Below are 22,040 nucleotides of genomic sequence, written 5' to 3' on the forward strand. Positions count from 1 at the left end.
ATGTCGAGAAGGTCGTGAGCTGCCCGGCCCGGGAGGGTCATCGTCGGCGGGACCGGCAGCCGGGCTTCACGCAGGAGGGATCCCTCCTTGAAGGTGACTCGAGCGCAGGTCACGGGGTCGTCCCAGGTCAGACGCCATCGAACCACTGTGGGTGGTCGCACGGCGGTCCCGCCTCCCGCCGCGATGCCGCTGCCCGGGGCCAGAGGGCCAGCAGTTCCACCACTCCCCGTGAAGTGGTCTCCACGCGTTCCTCAGCCGAGCGCGGCCGCGTCTACCGCCGGCGTCGGCCGCCGTGACCAGCACCGCGAGCAGCTCGGCGCCCGCTGCCCTCAGCTCGCCACCGACCCCTACCACGGCACACGGCCCCGCCCCAGAAAAAGGTCGTTCCCCGCATTGCTGCGGGGAACGACCTTCCGGCCTGCATGAACGTAGCGCCGACCGGGGCAACAGGATCCGAATCTACGCCCCCCTGACCAAAATTCACCCTGTGATCTTTCCCGCCGAAAAGGCGGACATTTTTTCGACCACGAGTCGCAGAGCCAGGAATCCTGCCTCAGTGATCCGCATATTCGCCTCCTCGCGATCGTCCTACCGGTAACTTCTCCCGGTACTTTCCAGAATACTCCTTACCGCGAGAATTCGAGCCCGCCATGCACATGAATTATTATTTTGAAGATTCCCATGCGTGACGTTCGACCGAAAAGTCATCCGAGGGACTCCTTCGCCGTACCCCACGACGACAAGATCATTCCTGGCTGGGATGTCGCGGGGTGAGGTCCAGTGCCATGCTGGGACAAGGGAAATTCCGGTGCGACGTGCGCCGATCTACGTGGAGGCAAGGCGAGGAAGCCGGCCGAGGAAGAGGACTGCTGCGGGGAAACCGAGGTGCCCATGGCGGAATTCGCGCGGAAGAACCGCAGGGCTGCGGTGGACCGGTCGGAAGGATTCGGTGAGCGGCTGCTGGGGCGTCTGCTGGACCGGGCTCACGAGATGCCGCCCCGGCTCATCGCTCCGCTGGTGGCCGAAGAGGTGCGTGCGATCGGTGGCCGGGACGTCTCGATCCTTCTCCAGGACTACGGCCAACTCATGCTCGTGCCGCTCCCCGGCAGGGGACTTGCCGTTGGGGATCCGGTGCCCATCGACGCTTCCCGGGCCGGCGAGGTCTTCCTCCGTGCCACCCCTGCCGAGCACCCGCAGGTTGACGGCATACGAATGTTCCTGCCGCTGTTGGACGGCGGTGACGAGGTCGGGGTGCTCGCCGTCACCCTCGACAGCGTCGATGACGATGACCGCCGGTTGCTACGCCGTCTCGCCAGGCTGGTCACCGACATGCTGGTCACCAAGAACGGCTACACGGACCAGTTCTTCCAGGCGCGACGCCGCGAGCCGATGAGCGTGGCTGCGGAGATCCAGTGGTCGCTGCTGCCCCCGCTGGCGATGAATACCCCGCAGGTCGCAGTCGCCGGGATCCTGGAGCCCGCCTACAACATCGCCGGCGACAGCCTGGACTACGCCCTCAACGACGACGTCCTGCACCTGGCCATGATCGATGCGATGGGCCACGGCTTGAACGCTGCCGTCCTGGCGACCGTCGCCGTGGGCGCCTACCGGCATGCCAGGCGCGCCGGTGTCGGGCTCGCCGAACTGTACGCGTTCATGGACGCCGCCATCGACCAGCAATTCGGCCCCGACCACTTCGTCACAGCGCAGATGATGCGACTCGACATCGGAACGGGTCACCTTCAATGGGTCAACGCCGGCCACCCGGCACCGTTGCTGATCCGCGACCACCGGGTCATCCAGGCCCTGGACAGCCCCGGAACCCTGCCGGTCGGCTTCGGCGGTGACACACCACAGATCAGCGAGCGGCGGCTCCGGCGCGGCGACCGGGTGCTGTTCTACACCGACGGCCTCGTCGAGGAACACGAGACCGGCGGGGAGCAGTTCGGCGAGGAACGCCTGATCGCCGTCATCGAGCGCGTCGGGCCCGCCAATGGCGGGGTGCGGGAGATGGTGCGGGACCTCTCCCACACCCTGATGCGGGAGAGAGGTGGGACCACAACCGATGACGCGAGCCTCTTCCTGGTCGAGTGGCGCGGCGGCACCGCCGATCACCTCGCCGTACCAGCCCGGTAGGCGGCCCCTCGGTGGGACCGGCCGCAGCCCCGCCCGACAGCACAGCGCGCGCACCCTGCGCCCGTGCGTACCTGCGTTGTTCGGACGTTGCCGGCAGCTCCCGTCGGCGCACCGGTCCGGCCTTCACGGGAGTCGAAGGTCGACCGACGGCGGGCCCATCGACCGGCCCCTGCTCGCCCCGGAGGCCAGGATTGTGGCCGGGTAATACGGTGGAGGAATTCACCGTCCACGGCCTGCGGATTACTGCGGTGCCGTGGCGGCAGCGCCAGGCCATCCACAACGAGCCTGAGGCGGGTGTTCGACATGACCGCGACCTCCGATCCCACCGCCGCCCAGCCACCGGAGCCAGAACCGCCGGTCCGCCTCTCACTCACACCCGAGGGCGCCACCCGGGGCCGGCTGGACGGCGCCTGGTGGCCCCGCTCGCACGACCTCCTGCGTGAACTTCCCCCGCTGGCGGCGGCACTGGACCCCACGTGGGGGAAGGTCACCCGTGTCACCGTGAATCCGACGCACTGGCCGGTCATCCCCCGACGCGTCCAGGTCGCAGGCCACGTCATCCACGTCGGGTGGTTCGAACAGGAGTAGGACGCGGACGAGGTGGTGGTGTGCTCCTTCGTCCCTCTGCGCCTGGAGCTCCTGGTGATTCCCCCCGAGGCCGAGGCCTCCGCCGCCGAGCGGCTGATGACAGCGGCGTCCGACCCGGCCAACACACGCACCGGCACCGACCTCCTGACAGCCGCAGGTGTGCCGACCGCAGACCTACGGGCCGACGGGTGACAACGATCGGCAGAGGACGAAATCATTCCGTTCGCCGCCGGGCCCGACTCCGACTTCCCGCCGTCGGCTCCCGCACCCGTCGGCATCACGGATCATGCCAGGCAGAGCGCGGACATCGCCCGGGCATGCACCGCCGCGCGCCCAGATCATGCCTTGCTCCTCGGCAGCCTCGCAGTCGATGATCGGAGCCGTACCGCACGGAGGGACGTCCGGCGCAGGCACCGGTGATGCGGCGCGCCGCGCCCGTCCCTCTGGCCGCGACTGATCCCGCTACTCGCGCGACCACTCGGTTTCGGCCTGAGGCTCGCCGACCGAGTGCCTCCCCTCCCAGGCTCGGACCCTGATCGCCCGGGGGCCGGGAGCGGGGCTGGAGACCGTGCGGACGAACACGTCCCGCAGGTGATTCGCCGCCTGCTGGGGCGGCCCGTCGTACTCCAGGGGGTTCGGCATGGGAGCGCCGTCCTGCTGGGCCCAACGGCCGTCGTCGTCCTGGGTCTCGAGTATCCACCGGTAGTACCGCATCCTGGCCTCCCACTCCCGACGAGCCTGCGCCAGAACACGACCGTAGGGGTCGGACAGGCCGCCCGCGACCGGGGAGGCTCGGAGCGCCATCAGGATCGCCCGGCCCGTGAGGCATCACCCGGGCGGATTCCGAGGGCCCCAAGGCAAGGACGGTGGTTTCCGGTCACGCATACTCGATCCCCGCACGCCCCCTCCCCCGGGGGCGAGGCGGACACGAGGAAGTCGGCCACAGGCTGACAGATGGTGTAAAACCCTTCGGGGCCCCGGGAGCCGAAACGGCCCCGGGGCCCCTCAGCACGTCCCCGGACACAACAAGAAGAGGTGCAGTGACCACGGCAACCATCCGACCCCACGCCCCCGACGCCGTCAGCTCGTTCGACGATGACGACTACCCCGCCTACACCATGGGCCGCGCCGCCGAGATGACCGGCACCACCCCCGGCTTCCTGCGCTCGCTCGGCGAGCAGGGCCTCATCACCCCCCTGCGCTCCGACGGCGGTCACCGCCGCTACTCCCGTTACCAGCTTCGGATCGCGATGCGCGCCCGCGACCTCGTCGACCAGGGCACCGCCATCCAGGCCGACGAAACCGGCCTGCGGTGAGCAGCAGGTGCTCACCGCAGGCCGCCCGGGACACGAGCCCCTCGGTTCCGGTTCGCCAGCCGACCGTTCTCCACCGGCACGGCCGCCCGACACCCTGCTTCATGGCGCGGACCACGCAGACTGCTTCCGCACAGGGGGATTCCAGGTTCGCGTGGGTCCGCACCGGCCCGGCGCATCCGCTGGTAGGGGCGAAGCGCGCTGCGGGCGGATACCGCGATGGGCCGGCGCGTCGGCGCCGACGCGCCGGGCCTAGAAGCTGAGCAGGCCGATGGCGTGGCCGTCGGGGTCCACCACCGGCCACACGGCCAGGCCGCGGGAACGCATGGCGGCGGCCGCAGTGCCGGCGGGCATGTCGGCGGTGGCGAACGGGGCCCGGTCGAGGATGATGTCGCGCACCGGGGTGCGCTCGGTGGACCGGGAGCGGGTCTGGAACGGCGCCAGGTGCAGGCGGGTCAGCAGCCCCGCGCAGCGGCCGTCGTCGTCGCGGACCAGGAGGTGGTCGGCACCGGAGCTCTGCAGGATGTCCATCGCCATGTCGACCATGACGTCGTCGCTGATCTGCAGCTCCGGGCATTTCATGAGGTCGCCGACCGTGGCGGTGGTCGCGGGGCGTTCGAGGGTGATCGTCATGGGCAGACTCCTTCGCGTATCCACCGCCGGGACCGGCGGTGGTCAGGGCACTGGCGGTGGGACGGCCGGCGGGTGCGCCGGAGCGGGCCGAGGCTGCTCTGCGCTTGGTGGGTGGTGGGGGCCCGGACTGCGGCGGCAGTACGGGCCCCCACGTACGCGCTAGGCGGCGAGGGCGACGCGGCGGGGTGCCCGGCGGCGGCCGGAGGAGCCCTGGTTGTCGCGGCCTGTGGCGGTTGCGCGGGCGTCGGCTCCCGCGCGGGTGGGTCGGCCGCGGCGCCCGCGGCTCGCGGAGGCGCTGCGGCGGGGGCGTTCGACGACGGGGGCGGCGATCACGGTGGGGATGCCGGTGGGGACACGGGCGCCGGTGATGCGGGCGAGCTCCTCGTCGCCGGCGCCGACCCTGGTGGTGACGGGGGTGATGGCGGCCGTGGCCATCATGCGGGCCATCTCGCGGCGCTGGTTGGGCAGGACCAGGGTGACGACGGTTCCGGACTCGCCGGCTCGGGCGGTGCGACCGCCGCGGTGCAGGTAGTCCTTGTGGTCGGCCGGCGGGTCCAGGTTGACGACCAGGTCGAGCCCGTCGACGTGGATGCCACGGGCGGCGACGTTGGTCGCGATCAACGCGGTCACCTGGCCGGTGCGGAACTGCTCCAGGGTGCGGGTGCGCTGCGGCTGGGACTTGCCGCCGTGCAGCGCCGCCGCCTTCACCCCGCTGGCGAGCAGGTCGAGCACCAGGCGGTCCGCGCCGTGCTTGGTGTCGATGAACATGATCACCCTGCCCTCGCGGGAGGCGATGTGCGCGATCGTGGCGGCCTTGTCGAAGTTCTGCACGTGCAGCACGTGGTGCTCCATCGTGCTGACCGCTCCCGCGGACGGGTCCACCGAGTGGGTGACCGGGTCCTTGAGGAACCGGCGGACCAGACGGTCGACGTTGCGGTCCAGGGTGGCGGAGAACAGCATCGTCTGGCCGCCTTCGGCGACCTGGTCGAGCAGCTCGGTGACCTGGGGCAGGAAGCCCATGTCGGCCATCTGGTCGGCCTCGTCCAGCACCGTGATGCCGACCCCGTCCAGCCGGCAGTCACCGCGCTGGATCAGGTCCTTCAGGCGTCCGGGGGTGGCCACCACGACCTCCGCGCCGCGGTTCAGCGCCTGGGCCTGGCGGCCGATCGACATCCCGCCGACCACGGCCGCCATCCGCAGGCGCACCGCGTGGGCGAAGGGGGTGAGGGCATCGGTGACCTGCTGGGCCAGCTCGCGGGTGGGAACCAGCACCAGCGCCAGCGGACGGCGCGGCTCGGCCTTCCGGCCGGCGACGCGGGCCAGCACGGCGAGGCCGAACGCGATGGTCTTGCCCGAGCCCGTCCGCCCCCGGCCCAGCACATCACGGCCGGCCAGCGAGTTCGGCAGTGTCGCGGCCTGGATCGGGAACGGGGAGGTGACGCCCTGGCGGGTCAGAGTGGCGAGCAGCGCTTTCGGCATGTCCAGTGCGTCGAAGGACTCGACGGCCGGCAGCGGCGGGGTGGTGCTCACCGGCATCGCGAACTCGCCCTGTGCGGAGGAGCCCTGACGGGCACTGCGGCCGGCGGAGCTCCGGCCGCCGGCAGGCCGGTCGCCGTAGAAGGAACTGCCGCCGGAGCGGGATCCGTAGGAGCGGGCGGAGGCCGAGGAGCGGGAGTTGGTGTTCTGGTACGGGGAGCGACCGGAGCGGTTCATACGAAACCTTCCTGGGACGGCACGTCGCGAGGCGACTCCGCAGCGCGTGGCGCCGGCAGGAGATCGTCAGGGAACGGGCCGAAAAGACGGGGAGCGGGGCGTGGACGGTGAAACCGTGCGGCACGTCACCTCAGGTCGACGCTCACCGCGGAGAGCGGGAGCGAAGATCCACGAACCGTGGGATGTCACGGCAGGGCACCGATCCGGACGCGGCGCTGGGCGTCTCGCGTGGGGATGGCCGCCGGTGGCGGAGCCAGGGGGCCTGAACGGCCGGGGAACGCGTGGTGGAGCAATGCCGAGGGGCCCGCACCGGGCATCGTGTACGCGGTGCGGGCTCCTCGCTACCAGGCGGGTGCCGTGGCAGGAACTACAGCGGACGAATGTTCTCGGCCTGCGGGCCCTTCTGGCCCTGCGTGACGTCGAACTCGACCTTCTGGCCCTCGAGCAGCTCGCGGAAGCCGTTGGCGTTGATGTTCGAGTAGTGGGCGAACACGTCAGGACCGCCACCCTCCTGCTCGATGAAGCCGAAGCCCTTTTCCGCGTTGAACCACTTCACAGTGCCATTAGCCATAAAGAAATCTCCTTCAAGGGGCTGTCCGAAACCCGCACAGCGCGCGTTTCGAGTCGCCGCGATGAGCACCCACCCGGGGAAGAGCCGGGAAACAAAAAGGCGCCTGCGATACATCGGCAGGCGCACACAAAGTTCATGGGAACCACTACTGCAACTAAAACGACTCTAGCAGGCCCCAGCCCGCCGCGGGCGGATATTTCACTCCCGGTTCCGCGAGGTCCTTCCCGGGGGCCACCGATCGCGAGGCGCCAGGACCATCAACACACATGGAGAGCAGTCCCGTTGAGCATGCCTCCCGCCCTGCCTGCGCCGCCGACGCCAGGGCGGGGAGGGCGGCCGACGCGGGCGCGGAGCGCCTGCCCTGACCGCGAACAGCGAGGCGCCGCGCCGCGCCCGCCTGCGCCATCCGGGGGCCCGCTGGACAGCGCACGCGTCACTCCTGTCGAACCCCGAAATGGAATGCGCCGGAAGGACCCGCTCCCGCAATTTCCGGCGCATACTGCAGGGAATGACGAAATCTGCAGCAGTCCGCCGCGTCCTGCCCACCAGCCCCTTCAAGGCCCGGATCGAAGCACCGCGCAAGCACTTCGCCGTCGGCGACCGCGTCACTCACGACCAGTACGGCCTCGGCCGGGCCATCGGCGTGGAAGGCGACAGCGACATCGCGGTACTCGTCGACTTCGGGTCGCGGCGGGAACGCATCACCCAGCCCTACGCCGCCATGTTCAAACTCTGACCCAGGACTCACACGTTCTCGGCCGAGCGCGCCGCACCGCGCATGGCGCGGAGACACCGCCGCGCGCCCCTGGATCATCGCGCCGGTCCGCCGTCCAGGAGCGCGCACCCAACCGGTCGAACAGGCACCCCCGGTCCCGTCTCGGGCCGCACCGGCGACAAACTTGAACAGTACGTGACACCTTGTCACCGATGGCCGACTGCGGGGTGGGCAGTGCTTCGGTCCGTGTCCCGACCGCAGGCGGACGGGGGCGCCACCGAGCGGTGGCGCCCCCATTCTGCCCGCCGCGCGAAAGCCGGACGCCCGGCGTCGCCCGGCCCATATCCACACGCATACTCGGGCGCCTCATCGTGGACCTCCTCACCGCGTCGACGAACAGACCGTCATCGGGGCGGACATCGGGGCGGCCGCGCTGACCGTGCCCAGCCTGGCCGGCTCACTGCGAGCTGTCCTCGACGACTCTCCCGGCGGAGTGTCCGGGTCAGCTCCGGTCGGGGAGGCGGGGCGTGGGGCCGCCGTTGACGTTCGGGTCTGCGACCGGTGCGCCGGTCGTCGAAGCCGTCGAAGTCGCTGTGGTCGCCGCGGAGTGCTGGAGGGACCGTAGGATGGCCAGCCCCTGGCTGGCGATGCCGGCCGCGATCTGGTTCACCCCGTCGGTGCCGTTCAGGACGGTCAGATCGGCGCCCGCCATGCCCCGAGCCGCCGCGTCGGCGAGTGCGGGGAGGGCCTCCACGATCCGGTTGGCCGCGATCAGTTCCTGGTTGCCGTCCCGCAGTGACGCCGCGCGGGCGGCGTTGGCGTCCGCCTGAGCCTGGGCCAGGGTCCGTTCGGCGTAGGCGCCGGCGTCGGCCTCGAACTTCACCCGGTCGCGGTCCGCCTCGGCCAGCGTCCGCTTCCGGTAGGCCTCGGCGTCGGCGGGGCGCCGCACCTCCGCCTCCAGCCGCTGCGCCGTGAGCGCCGCATTGCGCTGCGCGAGGGCGGTCTGTTCCTCGGTGACCTCCTGGGTGGCCCGTGCCTCGGCGAGCGGCCCGGCCTGGGCGGCGCGCGCCCTGGACTGCTCGGTCTCCGCGAGGAAGCCGGCCCGCTTGATCGCGGTGTCCCGCTCGTACTCGGCCTTGAGCGCGGCGGCCTGCTGCTCCCGTTCGCTCGCCTCCTGGTCGGCCTTGGCCTGGGCGATCCGGGCCTGACTGGCCACCGCCGCCGCGTGCGGCGCGGCAAGGTTGTTGATGTAGCCGGTGGCGTCCTCGATCTCCTGGATCTGCAGGGCGTCCACCACGATGCCGAGCTTCTCCATCTCGCCGTGACTGCCCGCCATGACTTCCTGGGCGACCCGGCTGCGTTCCCTGATGATCTGCTCCACGGTCAGCCCACCGATGATGGAGCGCAGGTGGCCTGCGAATATCCGTCCGACCAGTTCCTGCATCTGGTTCTGCTCGGACAGGAAGCGCCGGGCCGCGTTGGCGATCGACACGGCGTCGTCGCCGACCTTGAAGACACAGACCGCGCGGACGGTGAGCCGGATGCCCTGCTGGGTGACGCAGTCCTCGGCGATCTCCGCCTCCTGCAGGGCCAGGGACAGCATGCGGGCCTTCTGCTTGACGGGAACGACGAAGCTCCCGTGGCCCGTGACGATCCGGAACTGGGTGTCCTGCGACTGCCGCTTGGAACCGGAGATGAGCATGGCCTCGTTGGGCGCGGGCACGTGCCAGAACAACATGACGAACCACCTGACCTGCAACAGCTCGACGAGGACCGCAGGGCCGCCGGACTCAGGGCGGCAACGGCTCGACGAGCACCGACCGGGCGGAGATCGTGTCGATCACAACCACCCGGGTGTTCACCGCGACCGGCCCGGCGGACCAAGCCGCGAACACCTCCGACCCGCCGCGCAACCCGACCAGCACCTCGCCCGGCCCGTCCGTCGGGATCGGAACCGTAACCCTCCCGACGGCTCCGACCGGGCTTTGCTGGGAGTCATCGGCCATGTACACGACACCTCGTGCCGTAAGACACGACGGCGCAGTGGGCGGCCGTAACACGAACGGCCACGGGCGGCACCCCTCCTGGAGGCACCGGGCCCCCGGTCGAGTCCTTCGGCGGAATGCCTGCGAGCAGCGCGCGCGGCGCGACCGCCCCGACCCCACCCACGGTACTCCGGCCGCAGCAGGGAGGCGTTTCTCGGGCACCCGCTCGGATCTCCGGCCCGGGAGTCCCGGCCCGGAGCCGACCGCCGGCGGAGTGGAAGCCGCCATCGGCACGGGCGACAGCGGTGGGACGGACAACGGCAGTGCGGATGACGAGGCCGCCGCGGAGGACGGGTCCGGCGCAGCGTCGGGTGACAGACCGGTGCCGCAGGCCGTGGCCATGCCGAGGAGCGCGCCCGCGACGGACAGCGCTGTGGCCCTCGGCACGGAGCACTTTTTGATCATGAAGCGGGGCATCGGGTCAGTGTGGGCAGTCGGTGATCTCGGCCGATCGCGGCACCCGCCACGGTCGGGAGAAACCAAGGATCGTAGACGTACTGCACAGGCCCCGCCCCGTGGAACAGCACGTGACCATGAAAGAATCCTGCAGGTGAGCCCTATATCACCCGGGAACCCGGTTCAGCTGTGTTCGGATCCTGGTTGTTCGCAGCCGACCGCGTACCGGACGCGTTCGCGCGATGCCTGGTGCGACGATCACATCACAGGCATCCTCCGCGTCGGCGGACTGGAGCCGTTGGAGCCGTTCGCCAAGCCGACGGCGTGGCGTCTGACCCGGTGCCTGACGTGTGGCTGCGAGGCTCACTACCGCTTCGAGTACACCCTCTCCAAGAACGCGGAGGACGAGGCGACCTGCCGGGCGTGCTACTGGCGCCAGTGGGCGCAGGACGAACGACGGCGCCACGGCGCGTTCGCGGATCTGACGCCGGTCCCCGCGGCTGAGGCGAGGGAGCACGCGGAGAAACACGGCTACGACTACCTAGCAGCACTGACCGACCCGTCCTACGGCGACGACCCTCATCACGTCCGGTGCCGGTACTGCGGCCGCCTCGCCGCCGAACGGATGGGGGACATCGCGTTCGGCTGCCGGTGCCAGACCAACCCGAGCCGCGCACGACAGACGCCCAACCCGCCCGGACAGAAGCAACGGGCGCTGCTCAAGGACTCCAGGCTGCCGGTCCTCGACTGGTGGGACCACGAGACGAACGACCTCGCGCAGTGGGAGAGCGTCACCGTCACGGCCCGCAGGGAGGCGGCCTGGCGCTGCCCCGACTGCGGCCTGCGGTTCACCGCCCGGGTCCACGACATGATCCACCGGGCGCAGTGCCCGACCTGCGAGCCGAAGCGCCACGCCGCGTGGCAGGCGGAGTACGAGCGCTACCAGGTGACGCCCGTCTCCGAGGTGCCCGAACTGCTCGCGGCGTGGGCCGACGACGAGGACCCCCGCACCGTCACCGTTGCCGAGCTCGGGCCGCTGCGACGGTTCCGCTGTCCGCGGGGACACCACCCGCGCATATCCCCGTACACGTACCTGCGCTCGGGCTGCCCCTCCTGCCGGAGCCAGGAGACACGCACCGCCCGGCTGGAAGCCGAAGCCGCCGGTCCCGCGCCGGTCAGGATCAGCCCTGAGATCGCTTCCCAGTGGCACCCGACCCGCAACGGTCACATCAGCCTGGCCAAGCTCTCCCCCAGGTCGCGCAGGACGGTGTGGTGGCAGGATCCCGGGTGCGGCCACGAGTGGCAGGACACGCCGGAACAGCGGGACAAGGGACAGCGCCTGCGCTGCCCCGAATGCCGCACGATCCTCGACTCGCTCGCGTTCCACTTCCCCGAACTCGCCGCCGAGTGGTCGCCCGTGAACCCGCTCTCGGCCTGGCACGTCCGGCCGAGCGGACAGACAGCCTTCGTCCCGACGTGGGTGTGCGCCGCCGACGCGGCGCACGTGTGGCAGGCGTCCTTGGCCTCCCGCGCCGCCGGCAGCGGGTGTCCCGAGTGCAGGGAACACGGAAAGTCCCAGATCGAGCTCGATCACCACGCGGCCGCGGAACGAGCATTCGGCAGGGCATCGTCCGGTCAGGCCGTGCGCCACGACGGGTTCGTCCGGCGCGGCGTCTGGCACGTCGACATCACGGTCGAACTCAGCGGCGGCCGGAAGCTCGCCGTGGAGTACGACGGGTCCTACTGGCACGCGGACAAGGCCGATGTCGACGAGGAGAAGTCCCGTGACCTCCTGGCCGCCGGGTACCTCGTCGCGCGACTTCGCGAGCATCCGTTGCCCGCTCTGCCGATCAACGACCCCAGGTACGCCGAGTTCACCGTTCACTCGACGGCTTCCGACCCGGACGGTGTCATCGAGCGGGTGAAGCGGTGGGCGTCCGAACGCTGATCGATCACGGAACTCGTCGTAACGGCAGAAGGTAGGTGCGGCCTCGGCCGGGCCCTCGGCCCGTCCCGGAGGGCGTCGGTGCGGCCACGCCCGGTCTGCTCGTCGGAGAGGACTGCGGGCGGGCTACGCCGGATCTCATGCAACCGTCCATGAAACCACCGCGATGCACAGCGATCTTCTGCTCCACGGTGAGCAACTTCCACTGCCCTTCGCACTGTTCCTTCGGGTACGTCACCCCGCCCTCCCGTGTCAGGACGTCCCGGGCGGCGCGCCCCACGGGAACCGATGCCTCCCGACTGCTGGGCTTTCCGACCAGTTGCTGAGCCAGGAACGCCGGCGTGCCCGGGGTCGGGCCCGGCAAGGACACGGTGCGCGCTGCTGCCGTGGATGTAGCCGTGGCGCTCGATTGGTCGTCGGCTGCACAGGCCGATGCGCTGCCGATGACCGTCGCTGTCAGGACGGCGGCCACCAGGCTGCTTCTCGCGTTCAGGATCGGAGAAGTTACACGCCTACGAACGGCACAGGCCCCTCCGGGTGATAGCAAGGCGCCCTCTGCCAGGACGGAGCCGGGCACGGATCGGGCACGTGCCGCAGCCGACTCGCTGTCGCTCCCGGCGTACTCAGCTCCTCAATCCCGCTGGGTGGCAGCGGCCAGCCTTCCGGCCAGAGCCACAGGGACATGCGGTGTTCTTCGGGACCGAACGCCCCGGTCCCGTGGGCTTGGCTTTGGGAGCCGTACGGCCAGTCGTCTGCGCTATGCCGCGCGCCCGCCAGCGAGCAAGCGCCGCAGGAAGGTGGTCACCTTGCTCGAGTAGCCATTGGGCCGCCGCTCGGCCGGATTCATCGGGGAACGTCTCCGCTGCATTATGCAGCCCATCGTCGGCGAGGAACGCTGCCGCGATGGTGGCGTACGACGACCCCTGGAAGGTCTTCATCCCGCTCAGGCGGAAGACGTTGCGGGCGTATCCCGCGCCCGCCATGACGGCCGCGCCGGTGACCGTCGCGCCGGGATCATCTTCGCCTGCTGGCGTGCTGGTGGCATTGAAACGATCCACCAGGGTCTTCTCGCTGGGAGAGACCTCGATGTGCGTCTCCGCTGCCAGCAACTCCTGGTAGTGATCGTGTAGTTCGCTGCGGTCGGAGTAGGTGAACTTGTCGATGGCGGAGGTGTGGGAGAAGTGCACGACGTACATGTCGTCCTGCAGTCCGGAGGTCTTGATCTCCACCGCATCTGTGCTCGCGTAGCCGGCCGCGAGCACGCCGGCCGGTCGACGCTGGCCTCGGCGACCGTCGTCACCCAGGCGCGCGCCTGGAGACGACAGGAACGGACAGACCTGTGCTGCGTAGACACCGCAGATCTCGTGCACGGGGGCCTCGCCGCTCCAGATGGCGTCGACGCTCCCTCCTTCCGGCATATGCATGACGAACTGCCACCGTGCTTCGTCGCGGAACGGCAAGCCGCAGACCGCACACCAGTCGAACGTCGCGAGGACCAGTTTCCGATGCTCGTCGATCGAGCCGAAGTCGACGCCGTCACTGCCGCGGTCCACCGTCGCGATCACTGGATACCCGCGAGGGTCACGACTGAGATGCCCCAGACGCTGAGGGATGGTGATGTCTCCAGGTTTCACGGCTGCTCCTAGATGATCTCCGCTGTACCTCGCAGCGAGCATATGGGCGATGTACGACAAGCACCCGGGAGGCCAAGGAACGCACCCACGACCGAGAGCCGTTGCATCACTGATGCCCATCTGAAGCCGCGGCCCGTTGGCGCCCATGAGCACTCATCGCGGGTGGCCCCGAAGTGATCCCAGGCCGAGCACCTCGCCGCAGTTGCTGCCGACGGCGCGGCGGTCAGAGCGTGTCACGACGCTGCAGCGCCTGGGCCTTGTTCTGGAGATCATTGACGATTCTGCGCCATTTCCGGGATCCGCGCCCGGACCAGTGGCTTTCGCCGATCGGGTGCCAGTCGGCGAGTGCGGCCAGCTGTTCGGCGGTGGTCTTGGGGTCGGTGTGGTCGTGGCCGGGCCCATGCTGGTCGAGGTCCCGGGCGAGGTTGTGCAGGCGGTGTGCCGCACGGTAGTAGGAGAGCTGGGTGTCGGTGAGCCTGCGGACGGCGTACCCGCCGCACTTGCTGCACCAGTGGTAGTCGAGGTCCTCGCGGCCGAGCAGGTCCGCTGGGGTCAGGAGGTCGTCGTCCTCCGCGACGCCGCGCTCGTTGGAGTGCCTGCACAGGGGCGAGTGGCCCTTGCCCTGGATCCGCGGATTGGCGTTCGTGGTGTAGATCTGGACGTCCGTGAGAACGCCGAGCGGGATGCCGCTTCCCCTTCGTCGCCAGTCGCCGGTCGCGGACTCGAACGGTTCGAGGTCGAGGGTTTCTTCGGCGAGCAGGCCGTGCCACACCGCGCTGGGTACTGTCCGGCGGTGGCCGTCACGGTCGTAGCCACCGTCGACGGTGCGCAGGTCGTGAACGCCGCGGAGGATGGCGAGGAGCCGCAGGTTGCGTTCTCGGTCACGATCGTCGAAGGCGAGCCAGGCGGCCCGCGGTTCGCCGTACTCCAGACCGAGTTCAGCGCCGAATCGCGGGTCGTCCGCGTCCGGTACGGGTTGGGGCCAGAGAGAGGTGCCCGTCTCGGGCCGGGCGCCGATGCGCTCGGCCCAGGGATGGATCAGGCTTGCCGGCAGGTCGGAGGCGCCGGCGACGATCACGCCCTGCCATCCGTCGGCCAGCCGCTTCTCGATCACGGCCAGCGGCAGGACTTCGGCGCCGCCGCTCGTCGAGAAGACGATGAATAGCTGATCGGCGTCGGGCGCGAAGGTCCGCAGGGCACGCAGGTGCTCCGCCGTGACCGGTAGACGTTCCAGGACCGGGGTGTCGTCGAACACCCCGGGCTGGAGGCTGCTCACGGGGTGGTGCGCGTCGCCGTTCGCGGGCTCGGTGCCGTCGGTGTGGAGTTCGCAGGCGAGCGGCCAGGACCTGGCGAGGAGGCGTTCCGCGACGAGGGCGGGGACGTGGAGAGTGAGGGTGCGGCGGCCCCAGTCGGCGTCGGTGAGATAGGTGACCAGGACGCCGAGCGTCCACGAGTCGACGTCGTGGAGGAAACCGTGCTCGGGCCTGTGCGGGGTCTTCTCCTTGATCTCCGGCAGCGTCACCTTCACCGGCTGTGCGGACGCGGGGTCCGCCGCGGCGACGGCGGTGCGGGTGTGCTCCACCCAGGAGGCGACGAGCAGTTCGGCGGCCTCGCGGGCCTGGTCGTACCCCTTGCGGTTGCTCCGGATTCCGTGCATGAGGTTCGCCACGGCATAGGTAGGCCGAGCGGAACCGTCCCTGCCAGGGGAGGCTTCGGCCTGCCAGCCGCGCCAGAGCGCTGTGAGGGCCTTGGCGATGTCGCCACTCTTGCCGAGCGCGCCGAACGCGGGATCGTTCACCGGGAGGTCGGGTTCGCTCATGCCGGCTGCGGCCGCGCCGGTGAGGAGCCCTGTCGGGTCGACGAACGCCGCTGCCTGGCCGCGGAGTTCCTCCAGGTGGTGCTTCTTGGCCGCCAGCTTCGGCTTCACCCAGTCCGCGAGCCAGGGGAACATCGCCGCGGTGCTCTCGGCCTGGTGCAGGCTCTGCGCGGCGGCGCGCCACCGATCGAAGATATGGTTCCGCAACCACTCGGCGTCGCGTCGACCATCCTCGTCGGGGGCTTCGTCGTCCTCGTCGTCTTCCTGATCCGCGACCGCCGAGCGAAGAAGATCAGCCGCGGCCTGGACCTCCTCGCTGTCCCAGTGGACATCCTCGTCCCGCCCGGCGTAGCACTGCAGTTGGAACAGCAGCCCGACCCCGCCGAGCGCCCGCAGGAAGACGCCCAACCCGCTCCCCGACCTCGTCCACGGCCCCCAGGACCAGCACTGGGCGCACAACCGCTCGACCGTCGCAACATCCAGCGGGAGCCTGGCTTCCGTGACCGCCGCGGTCCGGAGCAGGGAGCAGTCCGTCGTGGTGTGCAGCTTGGCGTTCCTGCCCTTGGCCGAGTGAACGGTGACCAGTGCCCCCTCGAACGGGCCGAGCGGGATGTCGACGGTCAGCGAGTTGTCGTACACGAAGCCCCCTGTCGATGGCGGTCCCGGAAGCCTATTGCCCGGCACCGACACCATCGGCCGGTTCGCAGGATGAGGCACGCGACGGCACCGCTGCTGGTATCGGGCCACCCGGTGGGTGACAGCCGGCGATCAGATCCGCCGACCCGGGCCGCGGTCGATCTCCAGGACGTCGTAGAGGTGCTGTCCGGCGCCCCAGCGCGCGAGGCGCTCGCGGTCGACGAGGTGAAGGTCACGCGCCCGGGCGGCCGCCTGGCCGGACGCGCCGGGAACAGCAGAAAGGGTGGTTTCCTCGGGCGCCCCCCTCTTCCGGTTCGCATGGGTACAGAATGTCCGCACCGGCCAAATCTGATTGTCTGTCATATAGCCGGAGGGTCCGTACCGGTCGAGGCAGGGGGTGTCAGATGGCGGAGGAACAGATCGGTTCAGGGGCTGCACCGGTGGGACGGCGCGGCGTGCTGCGGGCGGTGGGCCTGGGAGGCGTGGCCACCGCGCTGGGCGCGGTGCGCGGGGGCAGGGCCTCCGCCGGAACGGCCGGACTGTCGGAGCGGGTACGGGAGGCCCCGCGCACACCGTCCGCGGTGAACACGGTGAACCTCCGGATCGCGGGCTCGCCCGTGCCCTACGCCCTGGACGACCTCGATAACGGCAGCATCGCGCTGCAGGCCGCGCTCGGCATCACCGCGTTCCCGCCGACCGGATACGACCAGTACTACCTGCAGGCCTACCGCGCCTTCGGTATCGACCTGGGATCCGGCTACGTGGCGTCCTACTTCAGCGACATGCAGAACCGCTTCGGCACCGCTGGACAGGTCCCCATCGGCAGCACAGGGGTCCCGCCGTACGACAACCTGACCACCGTGGTCGACGACGTCAGGATGCTCGCGGGGCCCGGCGCCACCACGATCCCAGTGTTCGACCTGGAAGGCGCCGTGCAAGCCTTCGGCCCCGGCGGCGTACAGTCCGTCGTCCAGGCAGGCCACGATCCGATGACCGCCAACCAGCTCACCGCGGCCACCCGGATGACCGCGACCGGTGCCGCGGCACGTGCGCTATTCCACACCCTCGACACGGTCGCCACCGCGGCGACACCCCTCGCCACCGGGAAACAGCCCCTCCCCTACCCCGAAGCCTGCAGGTAGGAACGGTGATTCAGTCAGCGCTCCTACGCGGCCTGATCCGGCGGTTGGCGAGCAGGCCGGTCAGGACATCGCGCATGGCCGTGGTGTCGGCCGGCGCCCTGGCCCTGGGCTTGGCCTGTCCCGGCCCGGGCGCCGCTCAGGCCGGCCACCCCCTTTACGGGCCGGTCCAGAACGGCTGGCTCAGCGCGTTCACCTACTCGCTGCAGCATCCCGACACGCTCCCGCCCGGCGTCAACAACCCCGCCTGCACGCCGACGCCGGCCCATCCCCGGCCCGTCGTGCTCGTCAACGGCACCGTCGAGAACAGCTACGCGAACTGGTCCCGGCTCGCACCCCAACTCGCCGCCGACGGGTACTGCGTCTACGCCTTCAACTACGGCGGCACACCCGGCAGTCCCATCCAGCAGACCGGCCCCATGCGCGAATCCGCCCGGCAACTGGCCGCGTTCGTCGACACCGTCCTCGCCGCCACCGCCGCCGCCCGGGTGGACCTCGTCGGACACTCCCAGGGCGGCCTGCTCCCCCTCTACTACATCAACCGCCTCGGTGGCGACACCAAGGTCCACCGCATGGTCGGCCTCGAACCCGCCAGCCAGGGAGTCCACGCCTACGGACTGGCACCCCTGATCGCCGCACTGCCCGGCGGCTCCCCCGTCCTCGGTGCCGCCGTCCCCGCCGCCGTCGACTTCACCGCCGGATCCGACTTCCTTCGCGAGACCGCCCGCGGCGGCTACACCCGTCCAGCCGTGCAGTACACCACCATCATCTCCCTCACCGACGCCCTCATCACCACCGCCGAGGCACAACTACCGCCCGCCCCCAACGTCACCAACATCACCACCCAGGACATCTGCCCGGACGACAACACCGACCACACCAACGCCCCCTACGACGACATCTCCCTGCGCATCACCAGAAACGCCCTCGACCCCCAGCACCCCATCGCACCCCGGTGCCACCCCGTCCTCCCCCTCCTACCACCCCAGCCGTAGGTCGCGTCCCATGAAGTGGTGTAGTGGTCGTAGGCCAACGGTCATGAAGTAGGCGGGAGTTCGCTCCGGCTGGGCTCGTTGGGGTAGATCTTCTCCATGCTGGCCTCGGGCAGGTAGCGACGGGGGAAGGCGATCCATTCGTCGTGCATCTCGAAGAGCACGGCGGTGACCAGCCGTAGGAGCGCGTCGTCGTTGGGGAAGACCTGGATGTCAATCCCCTGTAATCGTGGAGTCTTTCGCTATGCGGCCTGAGCTTCCTGACGGGCCTCGGCTCGGGCCTTGCTGATGATCCGTTCGAACTCCACGGGCGGTAGGCCGCCGGCTGCGCTGTGCCTGCGGCGGGTGTTGTAGAAGTCGGTGATCCACGTAGCGACCTTGATCCGGGCCTCGGCCCGGGTCGCGAAGCGGTGCCGGTGGATGTACTCGACCTTGATCGTCGAGTGGAAGCTCTCGGCGGCGGCGTTGTCCAGGGCCGATCCGACGCGCCCCATGGACTGGACGACGCCGAGGCGGTCGCACAGCTCGTTGTAGGCCTGGCTGCTGTATTCGCTGCCCCTGTCGCTGTGGAAGATCACACCGTCCACCTGGCCGCCCCGGGTGGCCGCGGCCATCTTCAGCGAGGCGCTGACCAGGGCGGCGTCGTGGTGAGCGCCCATCGCGTAGCCGAGCAGGCGGCGGGAGAACAGGTCGATCACGGTAGCCAGGTAGAGCTTGCCCTCGCTCGTGTCGATCTCGGTCATGTCGCCGACCCACAGCACGTTCGGCGCCACCGCGTCGAAGTGGCGATTGACCAGGCCACGGGCCGCTTTCCGCTTGCCTTGGCGGGTCAGAGAGCGGCGCCGACGCGGGGGCTTGCGGCCCTGCAGGCCCATCTCGGCCATGATCTTGGCGACCGTGTTCTCCGAGACCTGCCAGCCCTCGGCCCACAGGTCCAGGGTGATCCTGGGCGAGCCGTAAGTGTTGCCGGATGCGACGAAGAAGTGCTGTATCCGTTCGGACAGTTCAGCCCGCCGAACCTCGCGCATCGTCGGCTCGGCCGGGCGGCGGCGCCACTTGTAGAACCAGGACTCGGACACACCCAGGGCCCGGCAGGCGGTCGTGTGCGGGACGCCGTGCTCGGTCCTCTGGTCGGCGATGAAGCCCGCAACCGTCACTTCGTCGCCTCCTTCACCCACAGGACCACTGATCGCTTGAGGACATCGCGCTCCATCCCGAGCTCGGCGATCTCCTTGCGCTGGCGGGTGTTCTCCTCCCGCAGCCGGCGCAGTTCGTCGCGTTCGGACTCGCTCAGGCCTCCCGCCGCATCCGCGTCCGCCCGGGCCCGCGCGCGGTGGACCCAGTTTCTGCAATGTGCTCGGCTGCACGCCAAGGTCCCGCGCGACCTCCGCGGCCGACTTCCCGGTCTCTGTCACGATCCGCACCGCACCCGCGCGGAACTCCGCGTTGTACGAGCGCCTCTTCCCCGCCATGACCCTCAACTTCCCCTCTGGTCACGACTCCACGCTACGAGGGGAATGTCAGTGGCGGCGGTGGTGGGCCTGCTGGCGATGGCCACCGCCGCGGCAGCCGGCGTCCTGCTTCGGCTGTTCGGCCCGGTCGGCATGCCGGTGGCATCCGTGGTCCTGCTCATTTTCGGCAACGCCACCTCCGGCGGGATCCTGCCCCCGGCCTACCTGCCGTCATGGCTGTCCCCGCTGTCCCAGATCATGCCCCCCGCCGCCGCCGTGCGGGCCCTGCGCGGCGCGGGCTACTTCCATTCCGCCCACCTGACCAGTTCCTTCCTCGTGCTCGCCGGCTGGACGCTGGGATGCCTGGCCATCCAGTACGCACTGGACCTGCGCGCCACCCGGCGCACGGTCACCGCGCCCTGACCACACCCGCCGCGCGCCCGCGCCCGACGGCCAACACGTTCACCGCGCTCCACCGGCCGTCCAGCGCGCAAAACCCGCACGACCTCGACGACGAGCACGTCGGCCCCCCACACGACCGCAGCCGCAGTCACTTCGCCCACCTCGTCCGCGATGCCGCAGCCGCCCACTGCAACGACTCATCTGACCGCGTACCGCACCCACCCACCCGTGGATCCCCCGGAGTCCCGTCCGACCCCGGGCCGGTCGACGCCCGCAGCGCGCCCCCGACCCCGTCAGCCCTCCCACCTCGGCCTAATGCCGCCGACGGCCGACCCGCCTGACCCGCCATTCGGGCCTTCGCCCGTGAAGGTGGACACGCGGCTGATTGTCACGCGGCGAGTGTGAGCTTAGCTGCGTGGTGTCGGTGTTCGTATTCGTTGGGGCTGAGGTGGCCGTTGGCGGAGTGTCGGCGGCGGGTGTTGTAGCGGGTCAGCCAGGCGAAAACGGTCCTCCTGCAACCGGCGGGGTCGCCGAAGTCGCGGGCGCCCTGGAGCGTCTCGCGTTTCAGGGAGGCGTGGAAGCTCTCGCAGGCCGCGTTGTCCGCGCTGCTGCCGAGGGCGCCCATCGACTGGGTGGCTCCCAGATCCGAGCACAGCTCGGCGAAGGCCCTGGACCCGTATTGGGCCCCGTGGTCGCTGTGGAACACCGCCCCGTCCAGGCCACCGCGGGTCGCGGCCGCCATTCGCAGCGCGTCGGCGGCCAGGTCGGTGCGCATGTGGTCGGCGATGGACCAGCCCACGACCTTACGGCTGAAGCAGTCCAGCACCGTCGCCAGGTAGAGGAACTCCCCGCCGGCCAGCCGCAGATACGTGATGTCGCCCATGTACTTGCGTCCGGGCTCCGGGGCGTTGAAGTCCCGCTGGAACAAGTCACGGGCCGTCGTTGCGGCCGGGTCCGGAACAGTGGTGCGGACCCCTCTGCGCAGACGGACGCCGACGATGGAGTGCGCCCGCATGACCCGGGCGACCCGCTTGTGGTTGACCCGCGCACCCGTGTCGCGCAGTTCCGCGGTCACCCTCGGAGAGCCGTAGGCGCCACCGGAACCGGCATGGATCCGGCGAATCTCTTCGGCCAGGACCCGATCCTGGCATCGACGAACTCCTCTGGCGTCGGCCCCGGCCAGCCACTTGTAGTAGCTGGACCGGTTGACGTCCAGGACCTGGCACAGCCGCTTCACCTCGTAGGTGTCCCGGTGGTCATCGACGAACTGGAAACGGCTCACCAGTTCGTCTCGCCGGCGAAATACTTGGCCGCCTTGCGCAGGATGTCCCGCTCGGTGGCAAGCTTCCGCTCACTCGCCTCAAGCTCGGCCACCCGGGCCTCCAGCCGGCGGATCCGCTCGTCCGGATCGGCGGACGCAGGCGACTGTACTGCTCGGGCCGGTGCCGTCCCGCCCCGCCGGGCGTCGGTAGGCGCGATGCCACGGCGGTCGCGGTCCCGCAGCACCCACTCGCGCAGCGTCGCCCTGTTGATGCCCAGGTCAGCGGCGATGTCCTTGTAGGTCGCCCCGGGCGTGGACTCGTACAAGGCCACGGCGTCCGCCTTGAACTCGTCCGAGTAGTCCTTCATCGCCATCGGCGGTGTTCTCGCTTCCTCCGGATCAAGCAAATCCAGTATCAGCGTGTCCACCCATCAGGGCGAAGGCCCTTCAGTCACAGTACGTAGAACACCCTCGACGAGATCAAGACCCACCAGCGCGGCCCCAAGCTCGTCCTGCGCTCCAAGTACCCATGGGGAGTCGAGCAGGAGGTCTACGGCCTCCTGCTCGTCCGCTACGCGATCCGGCAGTTGATGCACCAGGCGGCCCTGCACGAGGGCATCGCCCCCGACCGTCTGTCCTTCACCCGCAGCGGCC

At 70.1% G+C, this 22,040-nt stretch carries 20 protein-coding genes and 4 pseudogenes; 10 read left to right on the forward strand and 14 right to left on the reverse strand.

What is annotated here, in order from left to right; all coding sequences use genetic code 11:
• The first annotated feature begins 891 nt into the window (after positions 1-891).
• The 3 genes from ACZ3YL_RS33230 (at position 892) to ACZ3YL_RS33240 (ending at position 2,916) form a co-directional block, all read left to right on the forward strand.
• Complete coding sequence (locus tag ACZ3YL_RS33230) at positions 892-2,136, forward strand: PP2C family protein-serine/threonine phosphatase (protein ID WP_465661030.1); 1,245 nt, start codon at positions 892-894, stop codon at positions 2,134-2,136.
• A gap of 303 nt (positions 2,137-2,439) precedes the next feature.
• Positions 2,440-2,724 carry a DUF5994 family protein gene (locus ACZ3YL_RS33235; protein WP_465661032.1) on the forward strand — a complete coding sequence of 95 codons (285 nt, stop codon included), beginning with the start codon at positions 2,440-2,442 and terminating at the stop codon, positions 2,722-2,724.
• A 54-nt stretch (positions 2,725-2,778) separates the two neighbouring features.
• Positions 2,779-2,916 (forward strand): hypothetical protein, encoded by a 138-nt coding sequence (locus ACZ3YL_RS33240; RefSeq protein WP_465661034.1) that lies wholly within the window; start codon positions 2,779-2,781, stop codon positions 2,914-2,916.
• A 270-nt stretch (positions 2,917-3,186) separates the two neighbouring features.
• Here the strand turns inward: ACZ3YL_RS33240 and ACZ3YL_RS33245 are convergent, their stop codons facing one another.
• Positions 3,187-3,438: a hypothetical protein gene (locus tag ACZ3YL_RS33245; protein WP_465661036.1), complete on the reverse strand. Its 252-nt coding sequence runs from the start codon at positions 3,436-3,438 to the stop codon at positions 3,187-3,189.
• A gap of 404 nt (positions 3,439-3,842) precedes the next feature.
• Here ACZ3YL_RS33245 and ACZ3YL_RS33250 point away from each other — a divergent pair.
• Positions 3,843-4,019, forward strand: a pseudogene (locus tag ACZ3YL_RS33250) (MerR family DNA-binding transcriptional regulator); the annotation flags it as partial.
• Between the two features lie 270 nt (positions 4,020-4,289).
• On the opposite strand, the gene ACZ3YL_RS33255 reads toward ACZ3YL_RS33250, so the two are convergent.
• The 3 genes from ACZ3YL_RS33255 to ACZ3YL_RS33265 form a co-directional block, all read right to left on the reverse strand.
• Complete coding sequence (locus tag ACZ3YL_RS33255) at positions 4,290-4,670, reverse strand: CBS domain-containing protein (RefSeq protein WP_465661038.1); 381 nt, start codon at positions 4,668-4,670, stop codon at positions 4,290-4,292.
• 159 nt (positions 4,671-4,829) lie between these two features.
• Positions 4,830-6,383 carry a DEAD/DEAH box helicase gene (locus ACZ3YL_RS33260; RefSeq protein WP_465661040.1) on the reverse strand — a complete coding sequence of 518 codons (1,554 nt, stop codon included), beginning with the start codon at positions 6,381-6,383 and terminating at the stop codon, positions 4,830-4,832.
• 367 nt (positions 6,384-6,750) lie between these two features.
• Positions 6,751-6,954 (reverse strand): cold-shock protein, encoded by a 204-nt coding sequence (locus ACZ3YL_RS33265; protein WP_030918248.1) that lies wholly within the window; start codon positions 6,952-6,954, stop codon positions 6,751-6,753.
• Positions 6,955-7,462: 508 nt separating this feature from the next.
• Between ACZ3YL_RS33265 and ACZ3YL_RS33270 the strand changes: the two genes are divergently transcribed.
• Positions 7,463-7,690: a hypothetical protein gene (locus ACZ3YL_RS33270; RefSeq protein ID WP_209415310.1), complete on the forward strand. Its 228-nt coding sequence runs from the start codon at positions 7,463-7,465 to the stop codon at positions 7,688-7,690.
• Between the two features lie 481 nt (positions 7,691-8,171).
• On the opposite strand, the gene ACZ3YL_RS33275 is transcribed toward ACZ3YL_RS33270, so the two are convergent.
• Together ACZ3YL_RS33275 and ACZ3YL_RS33280 are read right to left on the reverse strand one after the other, a co-directional pair.
• The gene (locus ACZ3YL_RS33275) at positions 8,172-9,407 is read right to left on the reverse strand and encodes an SPFH domain-containing protein (RefSeq protein ID WP_465661042.1); all 1,236 of its coding nucleotides are present in this window, start codon (positions 9,405-9,407) and stop codon (positions 8,172-8,174) included.
• Positions 9,408-9,459: 52 nt separating this feature from the next.
• Positions 9,460-9,675 carry a hypothetical protein gene (locus ACZ3YL_RS33280; protein WP_465661044.1) on the reverse strand — a complete coding sequence of 72 codons (216 nt, stop codon included), beginning with the start codon at positions 9,673-9,675 and terminating at the stop codon, positions 9,460-9,462.
• A gap of 253 nt (positions 9,676-9,928) precedes the next feature.
• Here ACZ3YL_RS33280 and ACZ3YL_RS33285 point away from each other — a divergent pair, with 253 nt between their 5' ends.
• On the forward strand, positions 9,929-12,058 hold the full coding sequence (locus ACZ3YL_RS33285; protein WP_465661046.1) for a zinc-ribbon domain-containing protein: 2,130 nt from the start codon (positions 9,929-9,931) through the stop codon (positions 12,056-12,058).
• 620 nt (positions 12,059-12,678) lie between these two features.
• Here the strand turns inward: ACZ3YL_RS33285 and ACZ3YL_RS33290 are convergent.
• From ACZ3YL_RS33290 to ACZ3YL_RS33300, 3 genes are all read right to left on the reverse strand, one after another.
• Entirely contained in the window at positions 12,679-13,689 is a 1,011-nt protein-coding gene (locus tag ACZ3YL_RS33290) for an SEC-C metal-binding domain-containing protein (RefSeq protein ID WP_465661048.1), read from the reverse strand.
• Positions 13,690-13,912: 223 nt separating this feature from the next.
• Complete coding sequence (locus tag ACZ3YL_RS33295; protein WP_465661050.1) at positions 13,913-16,198, reverse strand: hypothetical protein; 2,286 nt, start codon at positions 16,196-16,198, stop codon at positions 13,913-13,915.
• Positions 16,199-16,273: 75 nt separating this feature from the next.
• Positions 16,274-16,504, reverse strand: coding sequence for a hypothetical protein (locus ACZ3YL_RS33300; protein WP_465661052.1), 231 nt, complete (start codon positions 16,502-16,504; stop codon positions 16,274-16,276).
• Between the two features lie 41 nt (positions 16,505-16,545).
• Between ACZ3YL_RS33300 and ACZ3YL_RS33305 the strand changes: the two genes are divergently transcribed.
• Both ACZ3YL_RS33305 and ACZ3YL_RS33310 read left to right on the forward strand, forming a co-directional pair.
• Entirely contained in the window at positions 16,546-17,283 is a 738-nt protein-coding gene (locus ACZ3YL_RS33305; protein ID WP_465661054.1) for a hypothetical protein, read from the forward strand.
• A gap of 74 nt (positions 17,284-17,357) precedes the next feature.
• Positions 17,358-18,275, forward strand: a complete 918-nt coding sequence (locus tag ACZ3YL_RS33310; protein WP_465661056.1) for an esterase/lipase family protein — start codon at positions 17,358-17,360, stop codon at positions 18,273-18,275.
• 41 nt (positions 18,276-18,316) lie between these two features.
• Here the strand turns inward: ACZ3YL_RS33310 and ACZ3YL_RS33315 are convergent.
• The 4 genes and pseudogenes from ACZ3YL_RS33315 to ACZ3YL_RS33330 form a co-directional block, all read right to left on the reverse strand.
• Positions 18,317-18,484: pseudogene (locus ACZ3YL_RS33315) on the reverse strand (transposase); the annotation flags it as partial.
• Between the two features lie 30 nt (positions 18,485-18,514).
• Positions 18,515-19,429, reverse strand: coding sequence for an IS3 family transposase (locus ACZ3YL_RS33320; RefSeq protein WP_465661105.1), 915 nt, complete (start codon positions 19,427-19,429; stop codon positions 18,515-18,517).
• Entirely contained in the window at positions 19,426-19,644 is a 219-nt protein-coding gene (locus ACZ3YL_RS33325) for a hypothetical protein (RefSeq protein WP_465661114.1), read from the reverse strand. The genes ACZ3YL_RS33320 and ACZ3YL_RS33325 overlap by 4 nt, the downstream gene beginning before the upstream one ends.
• A gap of 31 nt (positions 19,645-19,675) precedes the next feature.
• A pseudogene (locus tag ACZ3YL_RS33330) lies at positions 19,676-19,744 on the reverse strand (hypothetical protein); the annotation flags it as partial.
• Positions 19,745-19,795: 51 nt separating this feature from the next.
• On the opposite strand from ACZ3YL_RS33330, the gene ACZ3YL_RS33335 reads away from it, so the two are divergent.
• Complete coding sequence (locus tag ACZ3YL_RS33335) at positions 19,796-20,146, forward strand: ABC-2 transporter permease (protein WP_465661058.1); 351 nt, start codon at positions 19,796-19,798, stop codon at positions 20,144-20,146.
• Positions 20,147-20,513: 367 nt separating this feature from the next.
• Here ACZ3YL_RS33335 and ACZ3YL_RS33340 read toward each other — a convergent pair.
• A protein-coding gene (locus ACZ3YL_RS33340) for an IS3 family transposase (protein ID WP_465661107.1) occupies positions 20,514-21,760 on the reverse strand; the annotation gives its coding sequence in 2 pieces (ribosomal slippage) (positions 20,514-21,418 and positions 21,418-21,760; 1,248 coding nt in all).
• A 90-nt stretch (positions 21,761-21,850) separates the two neighbouring features.
• Here ACZ3YL_RS33340 and ACZ3YL_RS33345 point away from each other — a divergent pair.
• Positions 21,851-22,036: pseudogene (locus ACZ3YL_RS33345) on the forward strand (IS4 family transposase); the annotation flags it as partial.
• Positions 22,037-22,040 lie beyond the last annotated feature (4 nt).

The organism is Kitasatospora sp. NPDC023176 (genome assembly GCF_055560495.1).

Coding starts and splice junctions, on each gene's coding strand:
- ACZ3YL_RS33310 (WP_465661056.1), top strand. CDS start 17,358: ATGGCCGTGGTGTCGGCCGGCGCCCTGGCCCTGGGCTTGGCCTGTCCC.
- ACZ3YL_RS33280 (WP_465661044.1), bottom strand. CDS start 9,675: ATGGCCGATGACTCCCAGCAAAGCCCGGTCGGAGCCGTCGGGAGGGTT.
- ACZ3YL_RS33245 (WP_465661036.1), bottom strand. CDS start 3,438: ATGCGGTACTACCGGTGGATACTCGAGACCCAGGACGACGACGGCCGT.
- ACZ3YL_RS33230 (WP_465661030.1), top strand. CDS start 892: ATGGCGGAATTCGCGCGGAAGAACCGCAGGGCTGCGGTGGACCGGTCG.
- ACZ3YL_RS33265 (WP_030918248.1), bottom strand. CDS start 6,954: ATGGCTAATGGCACTGTGAAGTGGTTCAACGCGGAAAAGGGCTTCGGC.
- ACZ3YL_RS33235 (WP_465661032.1), top strand. CDS start 2,440: ATGACCGCGACCTCCGATCCCACCGCCGCCCAGCCACCGGAGCCAGAA.
- ACZ3YL_RS33295 (WP_465661050.1), bottom strand. CDS start 16,198: ATGGTGTCGGTGCCGGGCAATAGGCTTCCGGGACCGCCATCGACAGGG.
- ACZ3YL_RS33300 (WP_465661052.1), bottom strand. CDS start 16,504: ATGACAGACAATCAGATTTGGCCGGTGCGGACATTCTGTACCCATGCG.
- ACZ3YL_RS33305 (WP_465661054.1), top strand. CDS start 16,546: ATGGCGGAGGAACAGATCGGTTCAGGGGCTGCACCGGTGGGACGGCGC.
- ACZ3YL_RS33275 (WP_465661042.1), bottom strand. CDS start 9,407: ATGTTGTTCTGGCACGTGCCCGCGCCCAACGAGGCCATGCTCATCTCC.
- ACZ3YL_RS33270 (WP_209415310.1), top strand. CDS start 7,463: ATGACGAAATCTGCAGCAGTCCGCCGCGTCCTGCCCACCAGCCCCTTC.
- ACZ3YL_RS33260 (WP_465661040.1), bottom strand. CDS start 6,383: ATGAACCGCTCCGGTCGCTCCCCGTACCAGAACACCAACTCCCGCTCC.
- ACZ3YL_RS33255 (WP_465661038.1), bottom strand. CDS start 4,670: ATGACGATCACCCTCGAACGCCCCGCGACCACCGCCACGGTCGGCGAC.